Raw genomic sequence first — 24,617 nt, 5'->3', positions numbered from 1 at the left:
AGCACCCGCTGAACAGCTTTTTTCTTATCTCTTACCTCTTATCTAAATTTAATATTTACCCCTACTAACTGATAGCCGTCCCAAGTATTGGAAGTACTGAATTCCCAATGATATTTTTTAGGGTTGAGAGCATTCACTTCTTCTGTTTTTACTTTAGTAATGCGTCTGTTAGCAATCGTTTTACCAGTGATATAGCCCACAAATAGGGCGATAGGGTAATCGGAAGCCCAGTGTACTTTACTTTGCATCATCTCGTAGCACATCAAACCTAAGGCTGTGTAACCTACGGGCTTTATCCATTTGTAGTCGGGGTAGTTTTCGGCAATCACTGTGAGTGCCGACATTGCAGTAGTGAGGTGTCCAGAGGGCATAGCGTCATACATAGGGGTATCCTCTTGGTAAGCTTTAAAGCTGGGAGCAAATGTCCACTGACTGTGCCAACGCCCATCGCCTGCGGTTATAAACGGACTCTCGCGCCCTGTAAGTCGCTTGATAGGTTGTACAAATGCCCCCGATACAATGATGCTTTCTAATATCTGCATAGCAGTACTTTTGGCACGATAATCACCTGTGATAAGACCATAAGTAGCCATCCCCCCACTGATAATGATAAAAGTCGTACCATTGCCAATAAAATACATTGCTGAGTTTACATCGGCAGGAATAATCTTCAAAAAACCTAACTTCTTATAGGTATGTGCTTCATTTAGTCCTAAATTCTCTCCCAAATTTCTACTCTCTCTAATGAGCCAAGGGTCGGCAGGGATAAGAGCAGCAGTAGCACCAATAGCTGCCAATCCGTAAGGATAATTCGGTTTAGACACCATCTCCACCGCCGATTTACCTATGTTGCGTGGTATTTTGTTGAAGATATCCACAAAACGCGGTTTTTGGTATACATAGGTTAGATTATCATTGATTTTATATTGTTTGCCTGATAAATCTGCTTCAGATGGGTGTGAGCCTTGCAAAGCATTTGCAATGCTATCCAATGTAGCTTGTGGAATAGAGTCGTTTTCCTGTGCTATAGTAGGGGAGAGGGGAAAGAGAAACAGGGAAAGTAAAAAGTATTTCATTTATTTATAAAAGTTTCTTTAATTCTTCAATAGGAGGGAGGGTTTTACGCAATTTTTCAGGCATTTCGTCTGCTGTTTTAAAAGTAGCAACCCCCATTGGCTTGTCGTAATTGCGAACAATATATTGCACATAAGGCTGGTCAGCTTTACGACAAAGGATAATACCAATGCTGGGATTTTCGTTAGGTTTGCGGACGAAATCGTCTAATACAGTTAAATAGCCATTCATTTGTCCTAAATAAGCTGTTTTGAAATCACCTGTTTTCAGTTCAATAGCTACCAAACAAGCAAGTTCACGGTGGTAAAACAATAAGTCAATAATATGTGTATGTCCTAAGGCTTCTACTCTAAACTGATTGCCTAAGAAAGCAAAATCATAGCCAAAAGCCATTATAAACTGTTTTACGTTTTGTACAATCTGTTGTTCTACTACACGTTCATCTATATCTTCAACATCTCTCACTCCCAACTCCTCAACATTGATGAAATCCAATAAGGAGTCTTTAAACATACTCACAGCTTTGAGTGCCTGTTGGGCTGAAGGAAGTGTTTGTATAAAATTATTAGGCAGAACACCTCTATGGTGAAACTCATCAGCTTTAATGGCTTTTTGTAGGGCTCGAAATGATAATTGTTCTTTTATAGATAATTCTATGTAGAATATTCGCTCTTCTAAATCTTTTACTGTTGTTAAAATAAGTTTATGATGCGAGAAACCGATGTTTAAGAAAGCCTCGACAAACCATTCTTTGTAATTTGGTACTTGTGAGTACCGAATTGAAGATAACAATTGTTCTAACTCCTCAATTTTAATAGAAGTGTTTGTAACAGCTAAATCGTCAGTCGCGACTGACGATTTAGGTATGTCTAAATCAGCAGACGCGTCTGCTGATTTATAATCAACTGATATTTTTTAGGTTATCGAATCAAATCATTCAAAAAACTATCAGTGTTTTCGTTGTTGTAGAAGGCTTTGATTTCTTCAGCGTTTTCTTTGAGCAATTGGCGAATGAAAGCATCGTAGGTAGTTTTACGGTCTTCTAAAAAGCCGTTGAAATAGCGTTCGCTTACTTCCAAACCATTGGCTTTTTCTATCTTTAAAAGACGCTCGTACAAAGGGGCTATATGCTCGCTGATGAGTGCTTGAGGCAATGCCTTGCGGTGTGATACAAAAGCAGTAATCTCATCGTGTTCATCGCGTACTATTTCAAAATTAGTAATCACCCAATAATAGCGCCCGCTTTTAGAGAGGTTCTTGATGATAGCGTGGAAATTATTATGCCCTTTGAGGTTTTCCCACAATATTTTGAAAACTACTTTGGGCATATCGGGGTGGCGGATAAGGCTATGAGGCTGGTCGTATAACTCAGCCTCAGTATAGCCTGATACTTCCTGAAATGCCTTGTTGGTTTCCATTATATGTCCGTGCTTGTTGGTACGACTCATCAGGGTAGTGGTTTTATCCCACAACACTTCTTCGTCTATGGGCACAGGGCGTTTAATCGTTGGATTTTCAATCATTTTCTTACCTCTTATCTCTTACTTTGTATCTAATTTGTGCAGCCAATTGCGCATATCCACTTCTTTGGCAATAGCAGCGCGCAATTCAGGGATGGCAATGCGCACTTGCTCCATAGTGTCGCGGTGGCGTAAGGTAACGGTCTTGTCTTCCAAAGTTTGGTGATCAACGGTTACGCAGAAAGGTGTCCCTACCGCATCTTGACGGCGATAACGGCGACCTACAGCATCTTTTTCGTCGTAAGCTACATTGAAATCGTATTTTAACTCGTTCACGATTTGTTCGGCAACTTCTGGAAGTCCGTCTTTTTTGAGCAATGGCAATACGGCTACTTTGGTAGGTGCCAACACAAAAGGCAAGCGCAATACGGTGCGAGTATCTCCTCCTTCTAACGCTTCTTCTTGCAATGAGTTAGAGAATACTGCAAGGAACATACGGTCGAGCCCGATAGAAGTTTCGAGTACATAAGGAGTATAGCTCACTTTTTCTTCAGGGTCAAAGTATTGCATTTTTTTACCTGAATACTTTTCGTGGTTACCGAGGTCGAAATTAGTACGAGAGTGGATACCTTCTAATTCTTTGAAACCAAAAGGGAAACGGAACTCGATATCGCAAGCAGCATCGGCGTAGTGGGCGAGCTTTTCGTGTGGGTGATAGCGATAGTTTTCTTCACCCATTCCTAAGGACAAGTGCCATTTGAGGCGCGTTTCTTTCCAATACTCATACCATTGTTGTTGGGTACCTGGTTTGATGAAGAATTGCATTTCCATTTGTTCGAACTCGCGCATACGGAAAATAAACTGACGTGCCACAATCTCGTTGCGGAAGGCTTTACCCGTTTGAGCGATACCGAAAGGAATTTTCATACGTCCGGATTTTTGCACGTTTAGGAAGTTTACGAAAATACCCTGAGCGGTTTCGGGACGTAGGTATAAATCCATAGAGGCATCGGCAGAGGCGCCTATTTTGGTGCCGAACATTAGGTTGAACTGTTTCACATCTGTCCAGTTGCGAGAACCTGTTTCGGGGTCGGCAATTTCGAGTTCTTCGATAAGGGCTTTTACATCGGCGAGGTCTTCTTTCTCAAGCGATTTACCCAAGCGGTGTAATATTTCTTCGCCACGTTTTTTGTATTCTAACACACGAGGATTGGTAGTTACAAACTGTTCGCGGTCAAAAGCATCACCAAAACGTTTTTGAGCTTTAGCGATTTCTTTTTCAATCTTATCGTCGAGTTTGGCTACGTAATCTTCTACGAGCACATCGGCGCGGTATCGTTTTTTAGAGTCTTTGTTATCGATAAGAGGGTCGTTGAAAGCATCCACATGCCCAGAAGCCTTCCACGTAGTAGGGTGCATAAAGATAGCAGCATCGATACCCACAATATTCTCGTTCATTTGCACCATTGCGCGCCACCAATATTCGCGGATATTCTTTTTTAGTTCAACGCCATTTTGCCCATAATCGTACACAGCTCCGAGTCCGTCGTAGATTTCACTGGATGGGAAAATAAAGCCATATTCTTTGGCGTGAGCAACAACTTTTTTGAATTGATCGTCTGTATTTTCCATATATTCAATTGATTTTCAGTTATTAAAATAGATTAAGTTTCGTTTCAGTTTAAAAATAATTGGACAAAAGTACTATTATTTTTTGGAAAAAGGAGTATCTTTGCCGAAAAAGTTGTTGTAATTGTGTTTTTTAGGTAGCCAATCACTAATAACAAATCATTAAACCTAACAACTAAAACTATGATACTATCAGATTTATTATCAGTTTTTACCCCTCATTATTGTAGGTCTTGTGGCAAAATGTTGAAAGAAGAAGAACACTTTTTGTGTCGCGATTGCAGCAGAGATTTGGAAGAGACTCATTTTCACTTACAAGCAGATAACGAGGTAATGCAATTGCTTTCACTACAAAATGATATTACAGCCGCAACCACATTATTTTATTTTCAGAAAGGCAGTGTGGCACAAGATTTGATACATCACCTCAAGTACAGAGGTGAAGAACAAATAGGAGAGTGGCTCGGCAATTGGTTGGGTACCCGTCTCTCACAATCGCCTCTCTATCAGTCAGTAGAAGTGGTAATACCTGTGCCTCTACACCGCGATAAACTAAAGAAAAGAGGCTATAACCAAGTGGCTTTATTAGCTAAAACAGTGGCTAAAGTGTTAGGTGTGAGTTATATGGATGATGTATTGCTAAAGGTGAGCGCTAATACTACTCAAACTAAAAAAATATCGTGGCGACGCTTAGAAGAAAGCGAACATATATTTGTATTACAACAGCCTGAAAGACTGATAAACAAACAGATATTACTCATCGACGACCTTATCACCACGGGGGCTACCCTCTCCCATTGTTGCGAGCAGTTATCCACTATCGAAGGAGTGAAAATTGCTGTAGCAGGAATAGGTTTTACCACCCGCTCTTAACATTAAAAAAAAGAAAATTAATAACTAAATAAATATTTTTGTATGAAAAACACTTTTAAATTAATGCTTGTAGCATTCGCTATGTTCGCGTTCAGTACAAACGCAGGGGCTATGACCCTTAATCTCAATAAAGTAGCTAAATCTCTTATCGTAGACCAAGATGGTAACGGTGGCGTGAAAGTGAAAAAGTCTTGCGATAAAGACGGCGAGAAAAAGGAATGTAGCAAAGACGGTAAGAAAAAATCTTGCTGCAAAAAAGACGGTAAAGAAGCCGATAAAGAAGAGTGTAGCAAAGATGGTAAAAAGAAATCTTGCTGCAAAAAAGACGGCGAGCACAAAGCCGAAAATGCAGAAGCTAAATAGTTTCTCATTATATAAATTTTAAAATTACTAGAAAACCTTAGCAGTTGCGCTGAGGTTTTTTGCTATTGAATCTAATGAAAACACTTATTTACAGTATTTTAATCCTTATAGGGGCATTGGCGGTAGCCGCTTGTGCCAACGATGTGTTGCCTAAACCTAAAGGTGGACTTCGCTTAGATTACCCTCAAGCAGCTTATAGCAGAGTTACCGACTTGCCTAACTGTCCGTTTACTTTTGAGGCAAACACTCTTTCGGCTATAGAACACAAAGCCAACTCTTGTAATGTGAATATCAATTATCCCACAATGAAAGCAACGATTTACCTCACTTACAAAAATGTAGATGGCAATATACGCAAACTCCTCTCCGATGCACAAAACTTTACGTACAAGCACACCGTAAAAGCCGATAATATTGCCGCAACCACTTTTGTGAACGATACGACCAAAGTGTACGGTATGTTCTATCAAGTGTATGGCAATGCAGCTTCACAATCACAGTTTTACGCCACCGATAGTGTAAAACACTTCATTTCGGGCTCTATTTATTTTAATGTAGAACCTAACTACGACTCGGTACAACCAGCGAGTAATTATTTGCAGAAAGATATGCGCCGCATAATGGAAACCCTTCGTTGGAAATAAAAATAGGGGAGAAGTGTTGGCAAATTAGAAATATTGCTTTACTTTTGCCCCACAAAACACTAAATGAATTATGAGTTTACAAACTAAAGTAATGGAAGCGCTCAAAGAAGCGATGAAAGCCAAAGATACCGTAGCTTTAGAATCGCTAAGAGCCATTAAATCGGCTATATTGTTAGCCAGAACCGAAGCAGGAGCCTCTGAAGAACTATCGGAAGCCGACGAGCTTAAACTCTTGCAAAAATTAGTAAAACAGCGCAAAGATAGCGCCGCGCTCTACACCCAACAAGGTCGCAATGATTTAGCCGAACCTGAATTGGCACAAATGGCAGTAATAGAAAAATTCTTGCCAGCCCAGCTCAGTGAAGCCGAAGTAGAAGAAGCGTTGAAAGGCATTATCGCCCAAGTAGGTGCTACAAGCCCTAAAGATATGGGCAAGGTAATGGGCGTAGCTACTAAGCAATTAGCAGGTAAAGCCGACGGCAAATTGATTTCGGATATTGTAAAGAAATTATTGTCATAGTAGTATACATTTTAAAGAAGGCCGCATAGTTCAATGGATAGAATGTCAGATTCCGGTTCTGAAGATAGAGGTTCGAGTCCCCTTGTGGTCACAAAAAAGGTAATGCTTAAAAAGAGTATTACCTTTTTTTGGTGTAGTTTTTGTAACATCATCTTTGATGATTCAAAATGTTTTTGTAGTTTTGCAACGTAAAAAGCAAATATCATATATTATACTCATTATATAAGTATTGTAATATGAGTAATAAAATAACAAAACTATGAATGAGGAGATATTACAACAAGAAAAAAAACTTAATAGTACCACTTTCTTACTACCTAAGAATAATTTTTGGGTAGGTTTAGGGAGTGTTTTTAATATTTTTGGTAAGTATTTCGCTTACAATTATTCAAAAAGCGCACAAGAAGCAGATGTAAATGCTATAGCTTCCGATTGGACTATGGTAGGTGAGGATTTTAAAACTATAATGAATGATTTGCAATGGGGGAAATAGCAGAGCAAAGAGATAAAGTTCAAAAAATAGATAGTGATTTAGTTGCTTCAAATCCGTCATTAAATGAGATAGACCCTACACTTAGGCAGGAATTGATACAAACTATTATAGGTGTTACAGCTATTTCAAAAGTACATTCAGGTCCACTTCCTGATGTGGAAACTCTCAATGGGTATAATCAAATAATCCCTAATGGAGCAGAACGACTTATGCAACAAGTAGAAAAACAAAGTCAGCATCGTAGGGATATAGAAAATAGAGTAATAAAATGGAATAGTATAGAGAGTCTCATAGGTCAGCTTTGTGGGATGATAATTGCAGGTAGCGTATTATTTGCTTCTTATAGGCTTGCAATGAATGGACACGAAGCAGTAGCTTCTGTTTTAGGTGGTACTACTATCGTAGGGCTAACAAGCATATTTGTATATGGCAAGAAAAAACAAAAGGAGAATTTTTAAAGAAATTGATTACTCCTCCACAAACGGCATTACCATTAAATAGAAATTGAGGTATTGCCCTAATAATATAAGGAGAGCTGTTCCAAAAAGGAGCAGCTTTTTTTGTTTGGATCGTGAGGAAAGCAAGATGAGAAAAGGTAGCGCAAAACTGAGAATGAGCATTGCTACAATAGCCTCTCCATAGCCTTTGCTAAGAAGGGTTTGGTAATAAACAGTTTCTTCAGGGATATTGGCGTACCATATCAGCATATATTGTGAGAACCACAAATACGCCCAAAAAATAGAGAATCCCAAGAGGTATTTTCCTAAATCGTGATAGTGCTCTGGCTTGCTAAATAAGGTAATGAGGGCAATGCCTGAAAGCAGAAAACTGCTGAGCAATTGCCACGCAAATAGGGTGCTATGCCATTCGGGAGTGAGACTCAAAAACCAATCCCACGCCATTGGAGTTTCGGTAAGAAAGAAAATAACTAACAATAGTACGTGAGGCGTTAAACTCTTAAACTTTTTTAAAGTATGGCGATACCCCACCCATACTGCCATATAGCCCACAGCACGCAACAGAAAATAAGGTTCGCGATGCACTATATACAGCACTCCCAGCAAAACTAATAACACCAACCACAAAGGCGTTGTGATACGCTTCATTATAGGGTACAAACTCACAGCCCACTCAGCGTGCGTGACTTTGTTGATAGCATAAAATACCAATACCCCTACTAACGTAAGCGCTACAAACAACAAAGTGAATAGTGAAAAGTGAATAGTGAAAAGCGAATAGTGAAAAGTGAATAGTGTCATACCTTTACCTGTTACTTGTTACCTGTTATCTGTTCTACGTACATTGTTACTTGCCAGCGTTCTTTCTCACTGAGTTGAGTAGCAAAGGCGGGCATTGCATTGCGTCCGTAGTAAATTACGTGATAGATACTCCCCTCCGTAAAATCTCTATTTTTATAATTAGGCACTCCAAAAAATTTCTCCCTTTGCACTAAAACTCCTTTGCCGTTGCCTTTCTCACCGTGACAGAGCCCGCAATAGATGGCGTAAAGTTCTTTGCCATTGGTGAGGTTTTGAGTTTGCTGTAGGGTATCAGTTGCTAAAGGGTTGTGCAATTGAGCTTTGGCTTGCTCATACCCTTCAATAGTATTAGGGTAGCTATAGGGCAACTCACCTCTTTTTACAGTGTGCTCAGGAGGAGAGAGCGGTGCGACTTCATAAGTTTTATAAGCAGGACTCTCATACATATCGGGCATAAACTCAATGTTGCGCTCTTGTTTGTTCCTGCAACCAACTACCAATAGCATTAGTAATACATACATTAGAGACTTTGACAAAGTCTTAAACTTTGTCAAAGTGTAGCGACAAAATATATATATTATATGAATATCAACATATCCCATTATTTGTTAATTGTTATTTCTTAATTGTTGATTGTTAATTGTTATCTCTTACCTGAATTACAAATTTATCATCACTACTTCTCTTTATAGGATTTTCAGCTTTTTTGAATGGATATAACCTACTTTTGATAAAGAAACTAATCACCAATAGATGCGCTGCAAAATATACAACCAACTCGAATATTATGGGTACAAAAGCGGGGAGGTTTTGCCAGAAAGTGGCATTAGGCTTTCCACCAATATCCATTGGCCAGTCTTTTATCATTGTGAAATAGGTAAGCCAACACCCGAAAAACAAGCCTATGAGTCCGTATAGAAAAGTAGCTTTGCCTAAGCGAGTGCGCTTAAGCCCCAAGGCTTCGTCTAAACCGTGTACATAGAAAGGCGTATATACTTCTTGAATTTCCTTGCCTTCTGATTTTAATTCTTTTATTTTATCTAAAAGTTCTTCAGGCGAGGTAAGAGTTAAGAGATAAGAGTTAAGAGACTCCTGCCCGCTAACATCTGTCCCCTGACATCTGTCCCCTGACACCTGTCCGCTGACACCTTTCACTTCTGCTTGTGCAATCATCGGGAAACTCCTTGCATATAATAAAAACAACAAAAAGAAGAATCCCAAAGTGCCTACAAATATCCCTATATCCACCCACGTAGGACTGAACATCGTCCACGACGACGGCAGATAACCGCGGTGTAGTGAGGTAACGATAATCACAAAGCGCTCAAACCACATCCCTACACATACCACCAAAGCAACACATACAGAGAAAGTGATACTACGTCGTAACTTTTTGAACCATAAGAGTTGAGGGAGGACTATATTACAAATAATCATCGTCCAGAATGCCCACGCGTAAGCACCTGTAGCACGATTGCGAAATACGTATTGTTCAAATTCTGAGTGAGAGCGCATTGCCATAAAAAACTCGGTGAGGTAAGCAACCGCTACAATACTACCAGCCACTAACATCACGGTATTCATCAACTCGATGTGTTTGAGGGTGATATAGGCTTCTAACTTACATACTTTGCGCAAGATAATTAGTAGCAGGCTCACCATTGCGAAACCCGAAAAGATAGCTCCTGCTACAAAGTAGGGCGGGAAGATAGTAGTGTGCCAACCAGAGACTACCGAAGTAGCAAAATCAAAAGAGACGATAGTATGCACCGAAATTACTAACGGAGTGGCAATACCAGCTAATAAAAGCATTGTTTCTTCCATACGTTGCCAATCTTTGGCACGACCACTCCACCCAAAACTCAGCAAGCTGTAAATCTTCTTCTGAAAAGGCTTGAGAGCATGGTCGCGGAGCATCGCAAAATCGGGGAGTAAGCTTACCCACCAAAACACTAAGGATACCGAAAAGTAGGTAGCAATAGCAAAAACATCCCATAGCAAAGGCGAGTTGAAATTGTCCCACAACGAGCCGTATTGGTTAGGAATAGGCAAGTTGAAATGTAGCAACCACGGTCTGCCTAAATGCAGTATTGGGAAGATACTCGCTTGTAGCACAGCGAAAATAGTCATTGCTTCAGCCGAGCGATTGATAGCCACTCGCCACTGTTGGCGAAAGAGCAACAATACTGCCGAGATGAGTGTCCCCGCGTGCCCGATACCTATCCACCACACAAAGTTGGTGATGTCCCACGCCCAGCCTACGCTTTTGTTGAGCCCCCACGCGCCTATGCCGTCGCGCAAGGTTACCCATATTGCCCACACCCCCCAGAGGGTTGCAAGAAAGGTAATGCCAAAGGCAATCCACCACGCACGCGAAGCACGACCTTCGATGGGGCGCGCTATATCTTCACTGATGGTATGATAGGATTTATTTACCATTTACTTTTGATTTTTCACTTTTCACGATTCACTATTTTCACTTGATACACCACATTAGGGTCTGTCCCCAGCTCTGCTAAAAGCTGATACATACGATCGCTGGCACTTAGCTGGGCGATTTTGCTTCCTTCTTCGTTAGCATCGCCAAATACCATAGCTCCTGTATTACAAGCAGCTGCACAAGCTACTACATTATTGAACTCTCCTGGGGCAACGGCACGACCTTCTCTTTTGGCTTTCAGTATTACCGCTTGGGTGTTCTGGATACAGAGGGAACACTTTTCCATTACCCCTCGCGAACGTACCGTTACATCGGGGTTGAGCACCATACGCCCTATTTCGTTGTTCATATTGTAGTTGAACTGCTTGTTTTCACTATACTGAAACCAGTTGAATCGGCGTACTTTGTAAGGGCAGTTATTAGCGCAATAACGCGTACCTACACAGCGGTTGTAAGCCATTTGGTTTTGCCCTTGCTGTCCGTGAGCGGTGGCTACTACGGGGCAAACAGTCTCACAAGGGGCATTATTACAATGCTGACACATCACGGGCTGAAAGCCTACGCACCTTTGTTCGTTTTCTCTTGATTCATAACGGTCGATGCGCAACCAATGCATATCGCGCGAGCGGCGCACTTCGTCTTTGCCTACTACGGGCACATTGTTCTCGGCGTGGCAAGCAATCACACAAGCCGCACAACCCGTGCACGCATTTAGGTCGATAGAGAGTTTAAAGTGATGTGGGGTAGTAGGGTCTTTCTTTGTTGTAAAGCGTTTGGGGTTCCACACTTCAGCGGATTCGCTTAAAAAAGTCTCTAAAGAAATCTCTTTGAGGATATTTTTACGCCCTACTAATTCATTTTGCAGTTGCAAGCAGGCAAATTCGTGTGTGCCGTCTGCTTTTTCTATCTGTACGCCTTGGTTTTTACAATGGTCTTTATAAAGCACAAAGGCATTGACGCCCACTTGCATTTCGGTTTGTATGCCTGCCTTGCGCCCATAACCTAAGGCAAGCCCTACACTGCCTTGTGCTTGCGCAGGGGTGATGAGTACGGGAGCAACAATAGTTTTACCATTAGCGCTGATTTTCGCCTGATGTCCGTCCAAAGCACCGTCGGCAGTATGCCAATTCTCAATACTTAGACGTTGGGCATCGATGGGGTGCATCGTGAGGAAGTTATCCCACGTAGTGCGGTGGATAGGGTCGGGGAGTTCTTGTAGCCAAGGATTGTTAGCTTGCTGTCCGTCTCCCAAAGCGGTGCTGGTATAGAGGGTGAGTTCAAAAGGTGTTTCTACTAATTCTCTGGGAAGTACTGTGCCTATTAGCCTTAAAGTTTCCTCACGTGTGAGGGTCATAGGCGGTTTCCTCAGTGAAGGAATTTTTTCTTCTTTCGGCAACTCAAAAGATTTTATATCTTCTTTTACAAATGTGCCATTGTGTAAGGCTTGTTCCCAAGAAAATCCTTTTAAGATATGGACTTCCCAATGAGCTTTGATAAAATCGTAATAGCTCTCCTTGTGTCCTATCCATTGCAAAAAGCAGTCTTGCCATTGGCGGGTGTTGAAAAGCGGACGTATACAAGGTTGCATCAGTCCGTAGTGCCCGTATTTAAATTCTACATCGCCCCACGACTCTAAATAATGAGGTTGAGGCGCCCAAAGGGTCGTTTGCTGGGCAGTTTCATCAGCGCGCATCGCAAAGGATACTGAAAAAGGTACTTTCTTCAAGCCTGTGGCAAACACTTCGGCGTTAGGCAAACTGTATAAGGGGTTGAGATTGTTGATAAAGAGAACGCCTACCTTGCCTTCGTTCATATCGGTGAGTAGCTGTTGTAGAGCTTTAACATTACCTTTACGGGTAAGCACGGGAGTTTGAGGCGAGAAAGCTTCACTTTGGAGATGTTCATTGATAGCAAAAGCGATTAATTGAGCTTCAACGCTATCAATACCTGTTACTACTAAGGCTTTGCTACCCGCTTTTTTGAGTTCGGAAGCTATTTTCTTTATTTTGTCCTCAATAGTAACTTTATTCTCCTCTTTTTCTATAATAGAGTTTGGGAAATGAAATTGTTCATTCTCCTCAAAACCTTTTAGGTATTGGAAACAGTAAGCTAATGCTTTTTTCACTTGGTCAGGAGTGAGTGCGATACGTTCATCGGCATTAGCGCCTGTAAGGCTGAGGTTGGCTTCTAACTGAATATGGCGCGACATTCCGTTTGCTTTGCTGGGGATACGCCCTTGCGCATAGCCTGCTTCATAGCCTCCGCCATTCCAATCACCCAAGAAATCGGCATCAAAGGAAACGATGAGCTTTGCCTTGCTGAAATTGTAATCGGGCATCGCGCGCAGTCCACAACGTTTTTCAAAAGCGTTGAGAATAGCCTCTTCTGATATGGTATCGTATTCAACGAGCTTAAAGGTAGGGTATTTTTCTTTTAATAGTTCTACAAGAGCATAACTCGACGGACTTGCGAGTGTTTGACTGAGCATCACTATTTGTTTCCCTTCAGCTTTTGCTTTCTCTAAGGCTGTAATGGCTTTAGTATCCAGCTGTTGCCACAATTCCCCTCCTTGAGAGAGAGTAGGGGAGGGGTTTCTATGCTCATCATACAAACTCAATACCGATGCCAATATCCTTGCATTCACTGCCCCTCCTGCTTTGGCTTCGGGGTTGCGCAATACAGCAATGGGTCGTCCTTCGCGAGTTTTCACCAGTACGCTGGCAAAGTCAAAACCATCGGCGATACAAGTAGCATAGTAATTGGCTTCACCTGCTACAATGCTTTCAGGCTGTATTACATACGGAATCGTTTTATGTACAGCACCTTCGCAACCTGCCAAGGCAGCCACCGCTGTAGAAAAACCTAAGAATTTTAGGAAATCCCGCCGTGATGTTGATATATTATGTATATTCTCATTCGTCATTCGTAACTCGTCATTCGTAATTATCAATAGTGGCATTTAGCACATTCTAAGCCTCCCATTTCGGCAACTGTTAGTTTGCTAACATTTAGCTTTTTAGCCAAAGCCTTGTGCACTTCTTCATAGTGCTGATAATAAGGGTTGTTAGCATTCACAGGCATTTGACGGTGGCACTCTATACACCACCCCATCGTAAGAGGCGCGTGCTGGTGTACCACCTCCATTTGTTGTACTTCGCCGTGACATTTCTGACATTCCAATCCACCCACTGCTACGTGCTGACTGTGATTGAAATAAGTAAAGTCGGGGAGTTTGTGAATGCGCACCCACTGCACCCCTTTAGGAGTGCCCGTATAGCGAAATTTCTGCTCGTCCCAGCCTACTGCTTCGTATAATTTCTTGATTTCTTTGGTGTAAAATTCTTTAGTGTAACCATTGGCGAGATCCTCCTCACCCTCATATTCCGAAATGGTATTATGGCAGCCCATACACACATTCAGTGAGGGCACGCCTGTTACTGCCGAAGTCCGCGCCCCTGAATGGCAATATTTACAATCGATTTGGTTATCACCTGCGTGAATTTTATGAGAGAAGTGAATAGGTTGTATAGGTTCATAGCCCTCGTCTACCCCTATCTGCATCAGAAAGGCGTAAAGAGCGTAAGTAATGCCTAAAAAGGCAATAATAAGGGTTGATATAATGATAATCTTTTTCAATTGATAATTCATAATTGACAATTGACAAATAATGCCGTTGCGTTACAAACTTTGGCAAAGTTGAAAATGTATCCTCTTTACTTGTTCTTTGGCACTTTCCAAATCGATGTTCTCAATCACTGCATTTGAAAGGGCAATGCGCTGGGCATCACTCCATTGTTGTGCTATACGCGCTCGCACTTGGGCTTCGGTGCAATGGTCGCGCGCCATTACGCGGGCAATGCGCACCTCCTCAGGTGCTGTAACCGTGATGATATAATCACAATCCTTATAACTTCCACTTTCAAAGAGGATAGCGGCTTCTTTCAGTACATAAGGTGAAGTTTGCTTCTTTGTCCACTGTTTAAAATATTTTGCAAGAGCAGGATGTACAATGCCGTTGAGTATCGCCAATTTCTCAGAATTGTTGAACACAATCTGGGCGATATAAGCGCGGTTATATTCTCCATTGTGGTAAGCCTCCTCACCAAAAGCAGCGATAATGCGTTTCTTTACCTGCGCATTGTTAGCGATGAGCACTTTAGCTTGTTCATCTGAATTGAATACCGCGATGCCTAAGGCAGCAAATGCTTTGGCTATCGTGCTCTTGCCACTGCCAATACCTCCTGTAAGTCCTACTACCATCATTCTTTGCGTATGAGAAAATCAACCGTTGTTTCGTTCATTAGTACCACCTTTATCCGTCGTTTATGAGTGCTGATTTGTAGTGGAATATGCCCTGCGTTAGCCTCGCACATATCAGCAGTTACTTCTATATCGTTAGGAGTGAGTGTTTTAAGTAGGTTTAATTCCCCCGTACAGAGCACGCTTACCTCATCGGGAAAAACTTTTACTTGACTGTTTTTTGATACGCCCATCACTTTCACGGGTACTCGCAACTCTTGTTCGCTTACCTTATCTACAAAGGCCTGCATCGCTATTTTATGAGCGTTGAAATGTACCAAAGGGGTGCTTTTAAGCGTGTAAGTCTCACTAAAATTATCCTTTATAGGGCGTTTGCTATGATAGTGAAAAACAACCTGAGAGAGTGTGTCTATTACTTTTTGGCTACCCGAAGCCACTACCGAATCAGGAGAGAGCCTTAATTCTGTAAGTTGGTATTCCTTAGGGTATTCCACGTTTAGATGTACCACTACGGGGATTTTTTTAGTGTGTTTAGGAGCTAAATACAGTTGTAGTGTATCGGAGACTACCGAGCGTATTTTGAAGTTTGCAAGATAAGTATTGCTCAGTTTGTCTTTACTGTTTTTAGAAAGTGTATAAAAGTGTTCGCCTACCTCTTGTAGGTCGGTAAAATCTACAGTAAGGGTAGGGTTTTGTCGGTAGGATTTCAGTAGAGAAAAGCCATTGCCTTCAACTATAATTCTCACGAAGTTAGGGGCAGAAGGCAGTAATACCTCGTTGGTAGGAGGATTGATAACTATCACAGGGATAGATACTTCCCTAAGTAAATTTTTAGAAAGTTTTACTAACGACCAGATAAAAACCGATAAGATGAGGCATATTATAAAAGTGAGATTGCGGCGGTTCATAGCAACAATAAATTACGAGTAACCTAATAATGAGGGCAAAGATATGAAATGATTGGCAAATGAGCAAATTTGGTAATTTGGAATTTTGCAAATTATTTTTTACTTTTGTGCTTTCATTTTTCATTTTTAACTATGAAAACACTCAGAAATATCCTTATAGCCTTGGGCGTTACTTTCACGGCTTATGTTCTTATAGAAGGCAACAACCCTACTTTCTCACTTCCTGATTGGGATTTAGATTCTTTTTTTACTGCTGATGATAGTGATAATAGTGCTCTTTACAATCAAGAAATGGAAGATGAAGAAGTATATATAAGCAAAGAAAATGAAGATCTTGCAATTATCAATTTTTATAATTTTTGCAATACTTTAGTGGCTGCTTGCTATAATGAGGCAGCTGCTCCTGATAAGTTGCGAGAAATTAACAGTGCTTTAGAGGCAGTGAAAAAAGGCAAAACACCCCCTGAACTTTCTACTAAAAATACTCTTCTGAAAAATCTCAAAAAAGACAATCTTTCACAAGGAGTGCCTAATATATTAGGTTTTGAAAAGCACGATGTAGAGAACGCATATAAAGCACTAAGAGCCAATGTAATTGCTATAATGGAAGCACGCGAGAGTATTATTGCTGATTTCAATAAACCTCTGCAAGGTAGCTTTGTTGAACAAAAAATAGGCAACTTTGAAAGGCGTGCTAACCACCTTCTTACGATGCAATCACGGCTAAATGCACTCTTGCAAAACAGCATCATCGCTGCTGGTGACCATTTGATGGAAGACAATAGACAAGCTACTACTTTCTACGACTATCAAGAGATGCTCAAAACTTTTGAAAACCTTCTCAACCTCTTGGAAAGAGCCGAAGCAGGCGAAACCGTAGATGTACAAGAAGCTAAAAAACTCTATAACAGTTTTATAGAACAACATACAGCCCTAAAAAGCAAACCTCTTGGGCGTGAACATTTTATCAATACTGATGTCTTTTTGGTATTAGAACTCGAAAAACCAATTTTTCCCTCTTTGAGCCAACTCATTTATCAACTCACTAACTCTCAGAAAATAGACTCGGCTACTTTTTGGAATGTGCGACATCTGGCACAACCTCTCCTAAATCCTTATGCCCTATTTGATACTCGCAACGTCTCATACTACGAATACGATTTGTAACGCACTCATTTTTAACTATTCACTTTAAACTATTCACTTTTGAAAAAAGCTGTTATTATAGGTTTAGGGCTCATTGGGGGCTCCTTTGCCTTAGAATTGAAAAAACGTTTGGGGTACACCATTGCAGGCATCGACCTCAACCCCGCTCATATACAAAAAGCCTTAGATTTAGGCATTATCGATGAAAACACCGATTACAATCACCTCACCGATGCCGACCTCGTACTCATAGCTGTACCCGTGAATCACATTCACAAAGTATTGCTACAAGTGCTCGATAAAATAGGTGAACAAACCCTTGTAATGGATGCTGGTTCGGTGAAATCACATATTTGTGAAGCAGTAGCCACTCATCCTCATCGCCAAAATTTTGTCGCGGCACACCCTATGGCAGGTACAGAACATTCAGGACCTGAGGCAGCGCTCTACGACCTTTTCGACGGCAAAGTAATGGCACTTTGTGAAGTAGAAAAAAGTAACTGGCGATTGTTAGACCGCGCTTTGAGCATCGTAAAAGCATTGAATATGCGCGTGAAAATGATGCAACCTGCCGATCACGACCTCCATACCGCCTACGTGTCGCACCTTTCGCACGTAAGCTCCTTTATGCTGGGGAAGACCGTTTTAGAAATTGAAAAGGACGAAGCTCAAATATTTGATTTGGCGAGTACCGGTTTTGCCTCTACCGTGCGTTTGGCAAAGAGCGATGCCCAAATGTGGTGTCCTATCTTTTTGGAAAACAAAAACAACGTACTTAAAGCGCTGAATGAGTATATTAAAAACTTAGAAGCCTTTAAGATTCTTATTGAAACTGAACAAGCCGAAGCGCTTACTCAAAACATACACGAAGCCAATTACATTAGAAAAATATTGAAATAATGTATCTTCGTTTTTATATTGAACAAATTAATTATTATATTTATATGAAAAACTTTACTTTTTTATTTGCTCTATTGTCCTTTATAGGTACAGCAACCGCACAAAACACAAATATCGAAAGCCGACTCTATTATCAGAAATTAGATAATGTCGCTACTTATGGAGCTGGAAAATACCAACTCAGATATACCGACGTAGAGGTAGATGGCGTAATTACTAAGAATTTGCCAAAATTCATTCGAGGATTTGCTCACGACAAAGGTTTTACCGACAGCATTCCTAAAATAAACCCAAAACTGAATATATCTCACTATTATGTGAGCACCCACGAAAAGGTAAAGGATGGGCTTTGGAATAACAATATTTGTTATTTCATCTACGACAAAAAACAACTCCAAAAACCCATTAGAATGGTGCTTTTAAAATCAACCACTGCTGCAAAAAGCAATGCAATAGATGAAGAGATGCTAAAAGCCGTAATGAGTGGTAAATACCAAAAAGACCTCGAAAAAAACGCTTTAGGTGGAAAAGAATTCGATTTTTTAGGTAGAAAAATAATTTTGGATGACGAATGCTTTTGGGGAGATTTGGGTCTTGTGCGCTGTCCTACTAAGGGCGAAATGAATTGGAGTTTGCACCGCACTTTAGCAGAGGCTCAAGAGTCTGTTTTTTTGCAAGCAAAATCTGGAGAAGTATTGGATGCAATGGAAATCCCTGAAAAAGATGCTACTTTTAATCGTGTAGGAGATCGCGAAATTGAACTAATTTTTGAAGGGAATCCTACAAAAGCAAGAGAGATTACTTACCTATTGCACTACCAGAAATCTCAGGACATTGATAAAAAACTCATTGTTTACTATATTGCTACTACTGTGCGCGGATATCACATAGCTTGTGTGCTCAGCTATTGGGACGATAGCCCTAAACTCCCCAACACTCAGCTGCCAGCCTTTATCTCAGAATTTATACAATTAAAATAAACTGATATCCAATGAAAACACTGATTCCTAAAACAACCGTATGGTACATTTTTGTCGCTCTTATAGCATCTAAATTACTGTTGAATTTGTATTATGCTTTATCCTATGAAACCTTATTTTTTTTAATGCGATGGGAAGAAAATAGTATTTTTTTACTTAAAAGTTTTGTGATAAGCTATAGTGTAGGGCAATTTGTACCCTTTGAAAAACTTTCCAAAGGCGGAATCATTGCTATAGCATTATTGTGTTTACTCATATTGCCAATTATAAACATTTATAATTTTTGGCGTATTTATGATGAGTTTAATATTCAAAATCATTTAGGTTACTTAGGTTTAAATATCATTATAGGGATATTATTAGGAGTGATGCTACACAGAATTGCTAAAAAAGAAGAGGCAATCCCTCCAATAAATCAGCTTAACCCAAGAATAAGGGCAATTCTTTACATTGTTTCCTCTTTTTGGATAGGAGCTATTATATTAATGATCATAATGGGAGTTTATTATTCAGGGTCATTGGATTCATTTTCTGTGGTTGTTTCAATAGCAGGTATATATACCGTTTTGGGAGCAATTTTAGCACTATTCATTCCTTTTACACATTATACTAAAAGTACAAATTTCAAAATAGGCTGGTTTATTACAATTATTGTTTGGGCACTTCCGCCTTTAGTTCTAATTTATATAATTAGCCCTCCCTATATTAATGAAACAAGAATATTAGTTACTTATACTTGTTTCACCTTTTTCCCAGCTCTGATAAGCGGTTTTTACTTAGCCAAAAAGCTCCAAAAATTAGGAAAAACACCCTAAAAACCTCTTACCTCTTACTTGTTACTTCTTACCTAATACAAAGTGTTCCCACACTATTGATTTCACTTGGTAATAATTGGTAATCAGCTTTGAAGGTCGTTTCTTTTTAAAGAAGAAAAATCGTTTGTAAAAATGAAAATGCGCTCTTATTACTTCCCACGTAAAACGCGGCTTGCCTTGTAAAAGGAAACGCACTCCTGCAATGCCGTCCAATACCATACGTAAGAAAATTGTAGTATAGAGCCCTTTAGCGGGTAGGTTTTTCAGCAACATAAACAAACTATTGCGGAAGTTGAGGTAGGTTTTTTTAGGGTTGGCTGCGGTGAGAGTTGCCCCTCCTACGTGATAGACAGTACTCTCGGCGCAATACACCACTTGTTTGCCGAGGTGATGCACTCGCCAGCACAAATCTACTTCCTCTTGATGGGCAAAGAAATCTTCGTCAAAACCTCCTAACTGGTGGAATACTTCTGCACGTATAAAAAAGCACGCCCCCGATGCCCAAAAAATGGGTACGGGGGAAGGCTCGTTATACTGACCTTTGTCCTCTTCTATGGTCTCAAATACCCTTCCTCTGCAATACGGGAACCCATATCGGTCGATAAAACCACCTGCTGCACCGGCATATTCAAAATACGTACGGCGTTTTTCATCTTTAATTTTAGGCTGTACCACTGCAATGCGTTCCTCTTCAAAAGTGCGCAAGATAGGGGAGAGCCAATCTTCAGTTACTAACACATCCGAGTTCAGCAGGCAATACACATCGGCTTTAATATGTTGTAAAGCGCGATTGTAACCTCCCGCATAACCGCTGTTGGTGGGGTTTTCTACAAGATGTATTCCAGGGAAGTGGGTGCGCACGAAATCAAGAGAATCATCGGTAGAGGCATTGTCTACGATGTAGAGTTGCCCTTCGGGTGAGTAACGCACTACCGACGGGAGGAATTGTTCTAACAGCTTTTTGCCGTTCCAATTGAGTATTACGATGGCAAGAGTCATTGTGAGAGGTCGTTGTAATGAGGGAGTTCTTTTAAAAAATGATATTGATTGTGCTGGTAATCCATTTGGCAATAGTAATGTGTAATGCCGTTGGTAACCATTAGATATTGAGCGTTTAAGGTAAGGTTATAGCGCGCAATTTGGTCGAAAGTATGTTGGGTAATAGGCACATTCGGTGCTTTGCATTCTACCGCTAAGAGCACTGTTCCTATTTTAGCATATACTACCACATCGTAACGCTTGGTGAGCCCATTGATAGAGAGTTTTTTCTCCACATTGATAAGTGATTTAGGGTAACCTTTCTCCTCAATGAGAAAATGCACTACGTGTTGGCGTACCCATTCTTCGGGCTGTAACACCACATATTTGCGACGAATCACATCAAATATCCACAGTTTCTCATCGGCTACTTTAGTGCGAAAAGGGTAGTTTTTGAAATTTAATACTTCCATACTGCAAAAGTAGAATATTTTTTGTATTTTTGCACTATGAATGAAGTAAAAACCATTGTAGGCAACATAAAAAAAGGCATCATCGCTTCTATCTACTTTTTGATGGGCGAAGAACCTTATTTCATAGATATAGTATCCGATTACATCGAAGAGCACATGCTGCAAGAAGACCAAAAGGGTTTCGACCAAATCGTGCTTTATGGTCAAGATGTAACGGTGCCTATGATTATTGATTATGCGCGCCGTTTCCCGATGATGAGCGACCGCCAAGTGATTATCGTTAAAGAAGCACAAAACCTCAGAGCTACCATCGACCAGTTAGTGCCTTATGTAGAGAACCCTACCCCTACAACGGTTTTGGTATTCTGTTACAAATACGAGAAGTTAGACGCACGCAAAAAACTGCTAAAAACCTTACAAAAGAACAAAGATTGCGTACTGCTCGAAAGCAAAAAACTTTATGAACCCCAAGTAGCCGCTTGGTTACCCGATGTATTGAAGAAAAAACACCTCAGCATTCAGCCTAAAGCCATACAAATGTTAGTAGATTTCTTAGGTACCGACCTGAGTAGGATACAAAATGAGGTGAATAAATTAGCCCTTATCGTCCCTGAAAATACCGAAGTGACCCCCGAAATTATAGAGAAAAATATAGGTATTAGCAAGGAGTTTAACAATTTTGAGCTCAAGAGTGCTATTGCCGCAAACGATGCCTATAAGGTAGCGCGTATCCTTAAACACTTCGCTGATAATCCTAAAGATAACCCTTTAGGTGGAACTATCACTGTTCTCTATAACTATTTTCAAAAGTTATTGCTATTTCATGGTCTCACAGACCAAAGTGAAAAGAATGTAGCGGCAGTATTGAAAGAAAATCCTTATTTTATAAAAGAGTTTTATTCGGGGGCACAACACTACCCTATGAAGCGTGTGAGTGCTATCATTGCTACGCTGCGCCAAATCGACCTAAAAAGCAAAGGGGTAGGAGCTACCAATAACCTCACAGAAGCCGACTTTCGCAAAGAACTGATTATAATGTTACGAGCGTAATTTGAAAATCTTTTTTGTAGCTTAAAAAATAATATCATACCTTTGCAAAAAATAGAAATGTTATGCAAACAAATGTCATACCTTTAGAAGAAAATACGGACTTTCAACCTTGCCAATTAATTGAAAATGAAGAAGATTTCTACTATGAGCTAACAGCCGAAGACCTACGTAAATTAGCTATAGCTGAAAAACAATCACAATTAGGAATGTTTACTGATAGTTCTGAAGTACAAAGAAAAGCCCAACAGATGATCAACCAATGGAAATAAAATGGATTTGCGACGCTGAAGAAGACTATTACAACACCCTTGCTTATTGGTATAAACATAATGGGAGTTATACCTATTCTGAAAAAATAATGAAAGCAGTAGAAGTTTTACAAAGAGAAATAGCAAAAAATCCTTACTTCTTAGCAAAATATAGTGAGCATTTAGGAATGTATCGAAGAAACTTTTTAGATAATAGGTTTGTAATTTATTATAAAGTTATAGAAGATAAAAATAGAATAGAAATACACTATTTTAGAAGTACTAAACAAAGACCTTTATAAGAAAAAAGCTGTCTAACATTTTACTTTGTTAGACAGCTTTTTTGTCATATCAATTGTTTTAAAATCGTGTAGAGGCGCCACCACCACCAGAGCGTCCCCCTCCAAACGAACCGCCAAAGCTACCGCCTCCAAAACTGCCTCCTCCAAACGAACTACCTACCCCAAAGCCAATGCCTCGTCGGTAATTACGGTTGTGTTCAATCTTGAAACTCTTTTCCTCTGTATGCAGGTGGTTGCAATTTTTGCAACGAAATTGCACTGTAATTTTTATGTAATCACCTATTGTATCTCGGGTTACTTTTTCGACAACGGTGGTGCCTGTGCGCTCACATTCTTCGCAAATCATCTCGGTGAGCAATCGCTTTTTGAGTCGTTTGCAATAAAAATACCAATAGATTCCAAAAGGTAGGGTAGGGAAGAAGAGTATGAATAGAGGAATGTATTTTTTTGAGATGCTTACATTTTCTATAGTTAGATACTTCACATAAGGCGATATAGCAGGATTAGCCATTTGTTCTTTTATTTCTTTTCTAGTCTTTCCAAAAATCATAAGGATAAAAAAGAAAAAAGCTATAGCGCTGTAGAATACTCCAGAAAACATTTCTTTTATTTCTTCCCACCAATTGGTATTTTCTTGTGCATCAAGTAGTTGTGGTAGGTCGGAATCGCCTGAGATGACTTTTCGTATTTCTTCAGCTCCTGCTATGAGCCCTGCACCGTATTGTCCTTTCTTCATCAGAGGAGTCATCGTGCGCGTTTGTATGAGTTTGCACAAGCCGTCGGGTAGAGTCCCTTCTAAGCCATACCCCACTTCTATAGAGATAGCTCGCTGCTCGGGGTCGGTGATCAAGAGCATTAGTAAGCCGTTATCTTGGTCTTTTCGTCCTAATCCCCAATGCTCAAATAGTTGGAATCCAAAATCGCGTATATCGGCATAATCGTCGGTAAAGCGAGGCAATACTACCACTGCCATTTCCACTCCTTTTTCAGCGCGCAAGTCTCTACAAATAGCATTGAGACTATCAACTTCAGTAGCTGTGAGCAAATGCTGAGGATCGGTAGTATATTGCCGACTGTCCTGCAATTGTACATTAGGTACACTTTTTACAGTATAAGCCTTTTGAGCAGAGGTGAGCCCAATGCCAATGAGAAAGGAAAATAGTAGGGTTAATAGCTTGTTATTCATTTTTTTAGAAACTTACTTTAGGAGCTTTTTCGCTACCTTCATCGGCTTTAAAATAAGCAACTTCACTAAATCCAAAGGCTGAAGCAAAAAGGTTGTTAGGAAAACGTCGACGTGAAGTGTTGTAATTTTTAGCGGCATCGTTGTAACGCTTGCGTGCTACGGCAATACGGTTTTCACAACCTGATAATTCGGCTTGTAAGGCTGTAAATTGTTCACTTGCTTTCAGGTCGGGGTAGGATTCAGTAACCATTAGCAAACGACCGAGGGCTTGAGAGAGTTCTCCTTGTGCTTTATTGTATTGGGCTAACGATTCAGCATCAAGTCTGTCGGGGTTGATGTTGATTTGAGTCGCTTTGCTGCGTGCCTCTACAACCTCTTTCAAGGTGGTACTTTCGTGTTTGGTATAGCCTTGAACCGTTGCCACAAGGTTAGGGATGAGGTCAGAACGGCGCTGGTATTGAGTTTCTACCTGTGACCACTCGCTGCGCAATTGTTCTTGTTTGTTTACCAAGCCATTATAGGCTGAGATCGCGTATATTACTATAAGTGCAATGACACCAATAAGGATAAGAGTTGATTTTTTCATTTGTTTTTATCTTAAAATTGAATTTAAAAT

General features: G+C 40.4%; 28 protein-coding genes and 1 tRNA gene. 14 read left to right on the top strand and 15 right to left on the bottom strand.

Annotated features, from left to right (window positions below):
- Positions 1 to 38: 38 nt before the first annotated feature.
- From I7X29_RS10390 to I7X29_RS10375, 4 genes are all read right to left on the bottom strand, one after another.
- Positions 39 to 1,076: a phosphatase PAP2 family protein gene (locus I7X29_RS10390; protein WP_198474513.1), complete on the bottom strand. Its 1,038-nt coding sequence runs from the start codon at positions 1,074 to 1,076 to the stop codon at positions 39 to 41.
- Between the two features lie 4 nt (positions 1,077 to 1,080).
- The gene (locus I7X29_RS10385; RefSeq protein ID WP_225883724.1) at positions 1,081 to 1,866 is read right to left on the bottom strand and encodes a PDDEXK nuclease domain-containing protein; all 786 of its coding nucleotides are present in this window, start codon (positions 1,864 to 1,866) and stop codon (positions 1,081 to 1,083) included.
- 128 nt (positions 1,867 to 1,994) lie between these two features.
- Positions 1,995 to 2,597 carry a PAS domain-containing protein gene (locus I7X29_RS10380; protein ID WP_198474511.1) on the bottom strand — a complete coding sequence of 201 codons (603 nt, stop codon included), beginning with the start codon at positions 2,595 to 2,597 and terminating at the stop codon, positions 1,995 to 1,997.
- A gap of 18 nt (positions 2,598 to 2,615) precedes the next feature.
- Positions 2,616 to 4,166: a glycine--tRNA ligase gene (locus I7X29_RS10375; RefSeq protein ID WP_198474509.1), complete on the bottom strand. Its 1,551-nt coding sequence runs from the start codon at positions 4,164 to 4,166 to the stop codon at positions 2,616 to 2,618.
- A gap of 180 nt (positions 4,167 to 4,346) precedes the next feature.
- Here I7X29_RS10375 and I7X29_RS10370 point away from each other — a divergent pair, with 180 nt between their 5' ends.
- From I7X29_RS10370 to I7X29_RS10340, 7 genes are all read left to right on the top strand, one after another.
- Positions 4,347 to 5,036: a ComF family protein gene (locus I7X29_RS10370; RefSeq protein WP_034555927.1), complete on the top strand. Its 690-nt coding sequence runs from the start codon at positions 4,347 to 4,349 to the stop codon at positions 5,034 to 5,036.
- 42 nt (positions 5,037 to 5,078) lie between these two features.
- The gene (locus tag I7X29_RS10365; protein ID WP_198474507.1) at positions 5,079 to 5,399 is read left to right on the top strand and encodes a hypothetical protein; all 321 of its coding nucleotides are present in this window, start codon (positions 5,079 to 5,081) and stop codon (positions 5,397 to 5,399) included.
- Positions 5,400 to 5,473: 74 nt separating this feature from the next.
- Positions 5,474 to 6,043, top strand: a complete 570-nt coding sequence (gldD, locus tag I7X29_RS10360) for a gliding motility lipoprotein GldD (protein ID WP_198466725.1) — start codon at positions 5,474 to 5,476, stop codon at positions 6,041 to 6,043.
- A gap of 70 nt (positions 6,044 to 6,113) precedes the next feature.
- Positions 6,114 to 6,563 (top strand): GatB/YqeY domain-containing protein, encoded by a 450-nt coding sequence (locus I7X29_RS10355; RefSeq protein ID WP_009414102.1) that lies wholly within the window; start codon positions 6,114 to 6,116, stop codon positions 6,561 to 6,563.
- A 19-nt stretch (positions 6,564 to 6,582) separates the two neighbouring features.
- Positions 6,583 to 6,654: transfer RNA gene (locus I7X29_RS10350), tRNA-Arg, on the top strand.
- Between the two features lie 168 nt (positions 6,655 to 6,822).
- Positions 6,823 to 7,056, top strand: a complete 234-nt coding sequence (locus I7X29_RS10345; RefSeq protein ID WP_009414101.1) for a hypothetical protein — start codon at positions 6,823 to 6,825, stop codon at positions 7,054 to 7,056.
- Positions 7,044 to 7,514 carry a DUF2335 domain-containing protein gene (locus I7X29_RS10340; RefSeq protein WP_009414100.1) on the top strand — a complete coding sequence of 157 codons (471 nt, stop codon included), beginning with the start codon at positions 7,044 to 7,046 and terminating at the stop codon, positions 7,512 to 7,514. The genes I7X29_RS10345 and I7X29_RS10340 overlap by 13 nt, the downstream gene beginning before the upstream one ends.
- 9 nt (positions 7,515 to 7,523) lie before the next feature.
- Here I7X29_RS10340 and I7X29_RS10335 read toward each other — a convergent pair whose 3' ends face one another.
- The 7 genes from I7X29_RS10335 to I7X29_RS10305 all read right to left on the bottom strand — a co-directional run bounded on the left by I7X29_RS10335 (position 7,524) and on the right by I7X29_RS10305 (position 15,923).
- Positions 7,524 to 8,315 carry a hypothetical protein gene (locus I7X29_RS10335; RefSeq protein WP_198474505.1) on the bottom strand — a complete coding sequence of 264 codons (792 nt, stop codon included), beginning with the start codon at positions 8,313 to 8,315 and terminating at the stop codon, positions 7,524 to 7,526.
- Positions 8,316 to 8,326: 11 nt separating this feature from the next.
- Positions 8,327 to 8,836 (bottom strand): c-type cytochrome, encoded by a 510-nt coding sequence (locus I7X29_RS10330; protein ID WP_198474503.1) that lies wholly within the window; start codon positions 8,834 to 8,836, stop codon positions 8,327 to 8,329.
- Positions 8,837 to 8,951: 115 nt separating this feature from the next.
- A complete protein-coding gene (locus I7X29_RS10325) occupies positions 8,952 to 10,754 on the bottom strand; it encodes a quinol:electron acceptor oxidoreductase subunit ActD (protein WP_198474501.1) in 1,803 nt (600 codons plus the stop codon).
- Between the two features lie 14 nt (positions 10,755 to 10,768).
- Positions 10,769 to 13,678, bottom strand: a complete 2,910-nt coding sequence (locus tag I7X29_RS10320) for a 4Fe-4S dicluster domain-containing protein (protein WP_198474613.1) — start codon at positions 13,676 to 13,678, stop codon at positions 10,769 to 10,771.
- A gap of 23 nt (positions 13,679 to 13,701) precedes the next feature.
- Positions 13,702 to 14,403 (bottom strand): cytochrome c3 family protein, encoded by a 702-nt coding sequence (locus I7X29_RS10315; protein WP_198474499.1) that lies wholly within the window; start codon positions 14,401 to 14,403, stop codon positions 13,702 to 13,704.
- A gap of 30 nt (positions 14,404 to 14,433) precedes the next feature.
- Positions 14,434 to 15,018, bottom strand: coding sequence for a dephospho-CoA kinase (coaE, locus tag I7X29_RS10310; RefSeq protein WP_198474497.1), 585 nt, complete (start codon positions 15,016 to 15,018; stop codon positions 14,434 to 14,436).
- Entirely contained in the window at positions 15,015 to 15,923 is a 909-nt protein-coding gene (locus I7X29_RS10305; RefSeq protein WP_034555924.1) for a YbbR-like domain-containing protein, read from the bottom strand. Before I7X29_RS10305 ends, coaE begins: the two co-directional genes overlap by 4 nt.
- A 132-nt stretch (positions 15,924 to 16,055) precedes the next feature.
- Here I7X29_RS10305 and I7X29_RS10300 point away from each other — a divergent pair, with 132 nt between their 5' ends.
- The 4 genes from I7X29_RS10300 to I7X29_RS10285 are packed head-to-tail and all read left to right on the top strand — an operon-like array spanning position 16,056 to position 19,764.
- Positions 16,056 to 17,090: a hypothetical protein gene (locus I7X29_RS10300; RefSeq protein ID WP_198474495.1), complete on the top strand. Its 1,035-nt coding sequence runs from the start codon at positions 16,056 to 16,058 to the stop codon at positions 17,088 to 17,090.
- 39 nt (positions 17,091 to 17,129) lie between these two features.
- A complete protein-coding gene (locus tag I7X29_RS10295; protein ID WP_198474493.1) occupies positions 17,130 to 17,969 on the top strand; it encodes a prephenate dehydrogenase in 840 nt (279 codons plus the stop codon).
- A 44-nt stretch (positions 17,970 to 18,013) separates the two neighbouring features.
- Entirely contained in the window at positions 18,014 to 18,949 is a 936-nt protein-coding gene (locus I7X29_RS10290) for a hypothetical protein (RefSeq protein ID WP_198474491.1), read from the top strand.
- An 11-nt stretch (positions 18,950 to 18,960) separates the two neighbouring features.
- Entirely contained in the window at positions 18,961 to 19,764 is an 804-nt protein-coding gene (locus I7X29_RS10285; protein ID WP_198474489.1) for a hypothetical protein, read from the top strand.
- A 21-nt stretch (positions 19,765 to 19,785) separates the two neighbouring features.
- Here the strand turns inward: I7X29_RS10285 and I7X29_RS10280 are convergent, their stop codons facing one another.
- Together I7X29_RS10280 and I7X29_RS10275 are read right to left on the bottom strand one after the other, a co-directional pair.
- Complete coding sequence (locus tag I7X29_RS10280; protein WP_198474487.1) at positions 19,786 to 20,763, bottom strand: glycosyltransferase family 2 protein; 978 nt, start codon at positions 20,761 to 20,763, stop codon at positions 19,786 to 19,788.
- On the bottom strand, positions 20,760 to 21,215 hold the full coding sequence (locus I7X29_RS10275; RefSeq protein WP_009414087.1) for a type I restriction enzyme HsdR N-terminal domain-containing protein: 456 nt from the start codon (positions 21,213 to 21,215) through the stop codon (positions 20,760 to 20,762). Before I7X29_RS10275 ends, I7X29_RS10280 begins: the two co-directional genes overlap by 4 nt.
- 36 nt (positions 21,216 to 21,251) lie before the next feature.
- On the opposite strand from I7X29_RS10275, the gene holA reads away from it, so the two are divergent.
- From holA to I7X29_RS10260, 3 genes are all read left to right on the top strand, one after another.
- Positions 21,252 to 22,265 carry a DNA polymerase III subunit delta gene (holA, locus tag I7X29_RS10270; RefSeq protein WP_198474485.1) on the top strand — a complete coding sequence of 338 codons (1,014 nt, stop codon included), beginning with the start codon at positions 21,252 to 21,254 and terminating at the stop codon, positions 22,263 to 22,265.
- Positions 22,266 to 22,327: 62 nt separating this feature from the next.
- Entirely contained in the window at positions 22,328 to 22,534 is a 207-nt protein-coding gene (locus I7X29_RS10265; protein WP_009414085.1) for a hypothetical protein, read from the top strand.
- Complete coding sequence (locus I7X29_RS10260) at positions 22,525 to 22,815, top strand: type II toxin-antitoxin system RelE/ParE family toxin (protein ID WP_198474483.1); 291 nt, start codon at positions 22,525 to 22,527, stop codon at positions 22,813 to 22,815. The genes I7X29_RS10265 and I7X29_RS10260 overlap by 10 nt, the downstream gene beginning before the upstream one ends.
- A 58-nt stretch (positions 22,816 to 22,873) precedes the next feature.
- Here the strand turns inward: I7X29_RS10260 and I7X29_RS10255 are convergent, their stop codons facing one another.
- Complete coding sequence (locus I7X29_RS10255) at positions 22,874 to 24,001, bottom strand: TPM domain-containing protein (RefSeq protein ID WP_198474481.1); 1,128 nt, start codon at positions 23,999 to 24,001, stop codon at positions 22,874 to 22,876.
- A 4-nt stretch (positions 24,002 to 24,005) separates the two neighbouring features.
- Positions 24,006 to 24,587: a LemA family protein gene (locus I7X29_RS10250; RefSeq protein ID WP_088593670.1), complete on the bottom strand. Its 582-nt coding sequence runs from the start codon at positions 24,585 to 24,587 to the stop codon at positions 24,006 to 24,008.
- Positions 24,588 to 24,617: the final 30 nt, after the last annotated feature.

The organism is Capnocytophaga periodontitidis (assembly GCF_016126015.1).
Lineage (GTDB): Bacteria > Bacteroidota > Bacteroidia > Flavobacteriales > Flavobacteriaceae > Capnocytophaga > Capnocytophaga periodontitidis.
The sequence above is the reverse complement of the archived record's forward strand: the minus strand, read 5'-3'. Positions and strand labels throughout refer to the sequence as shown.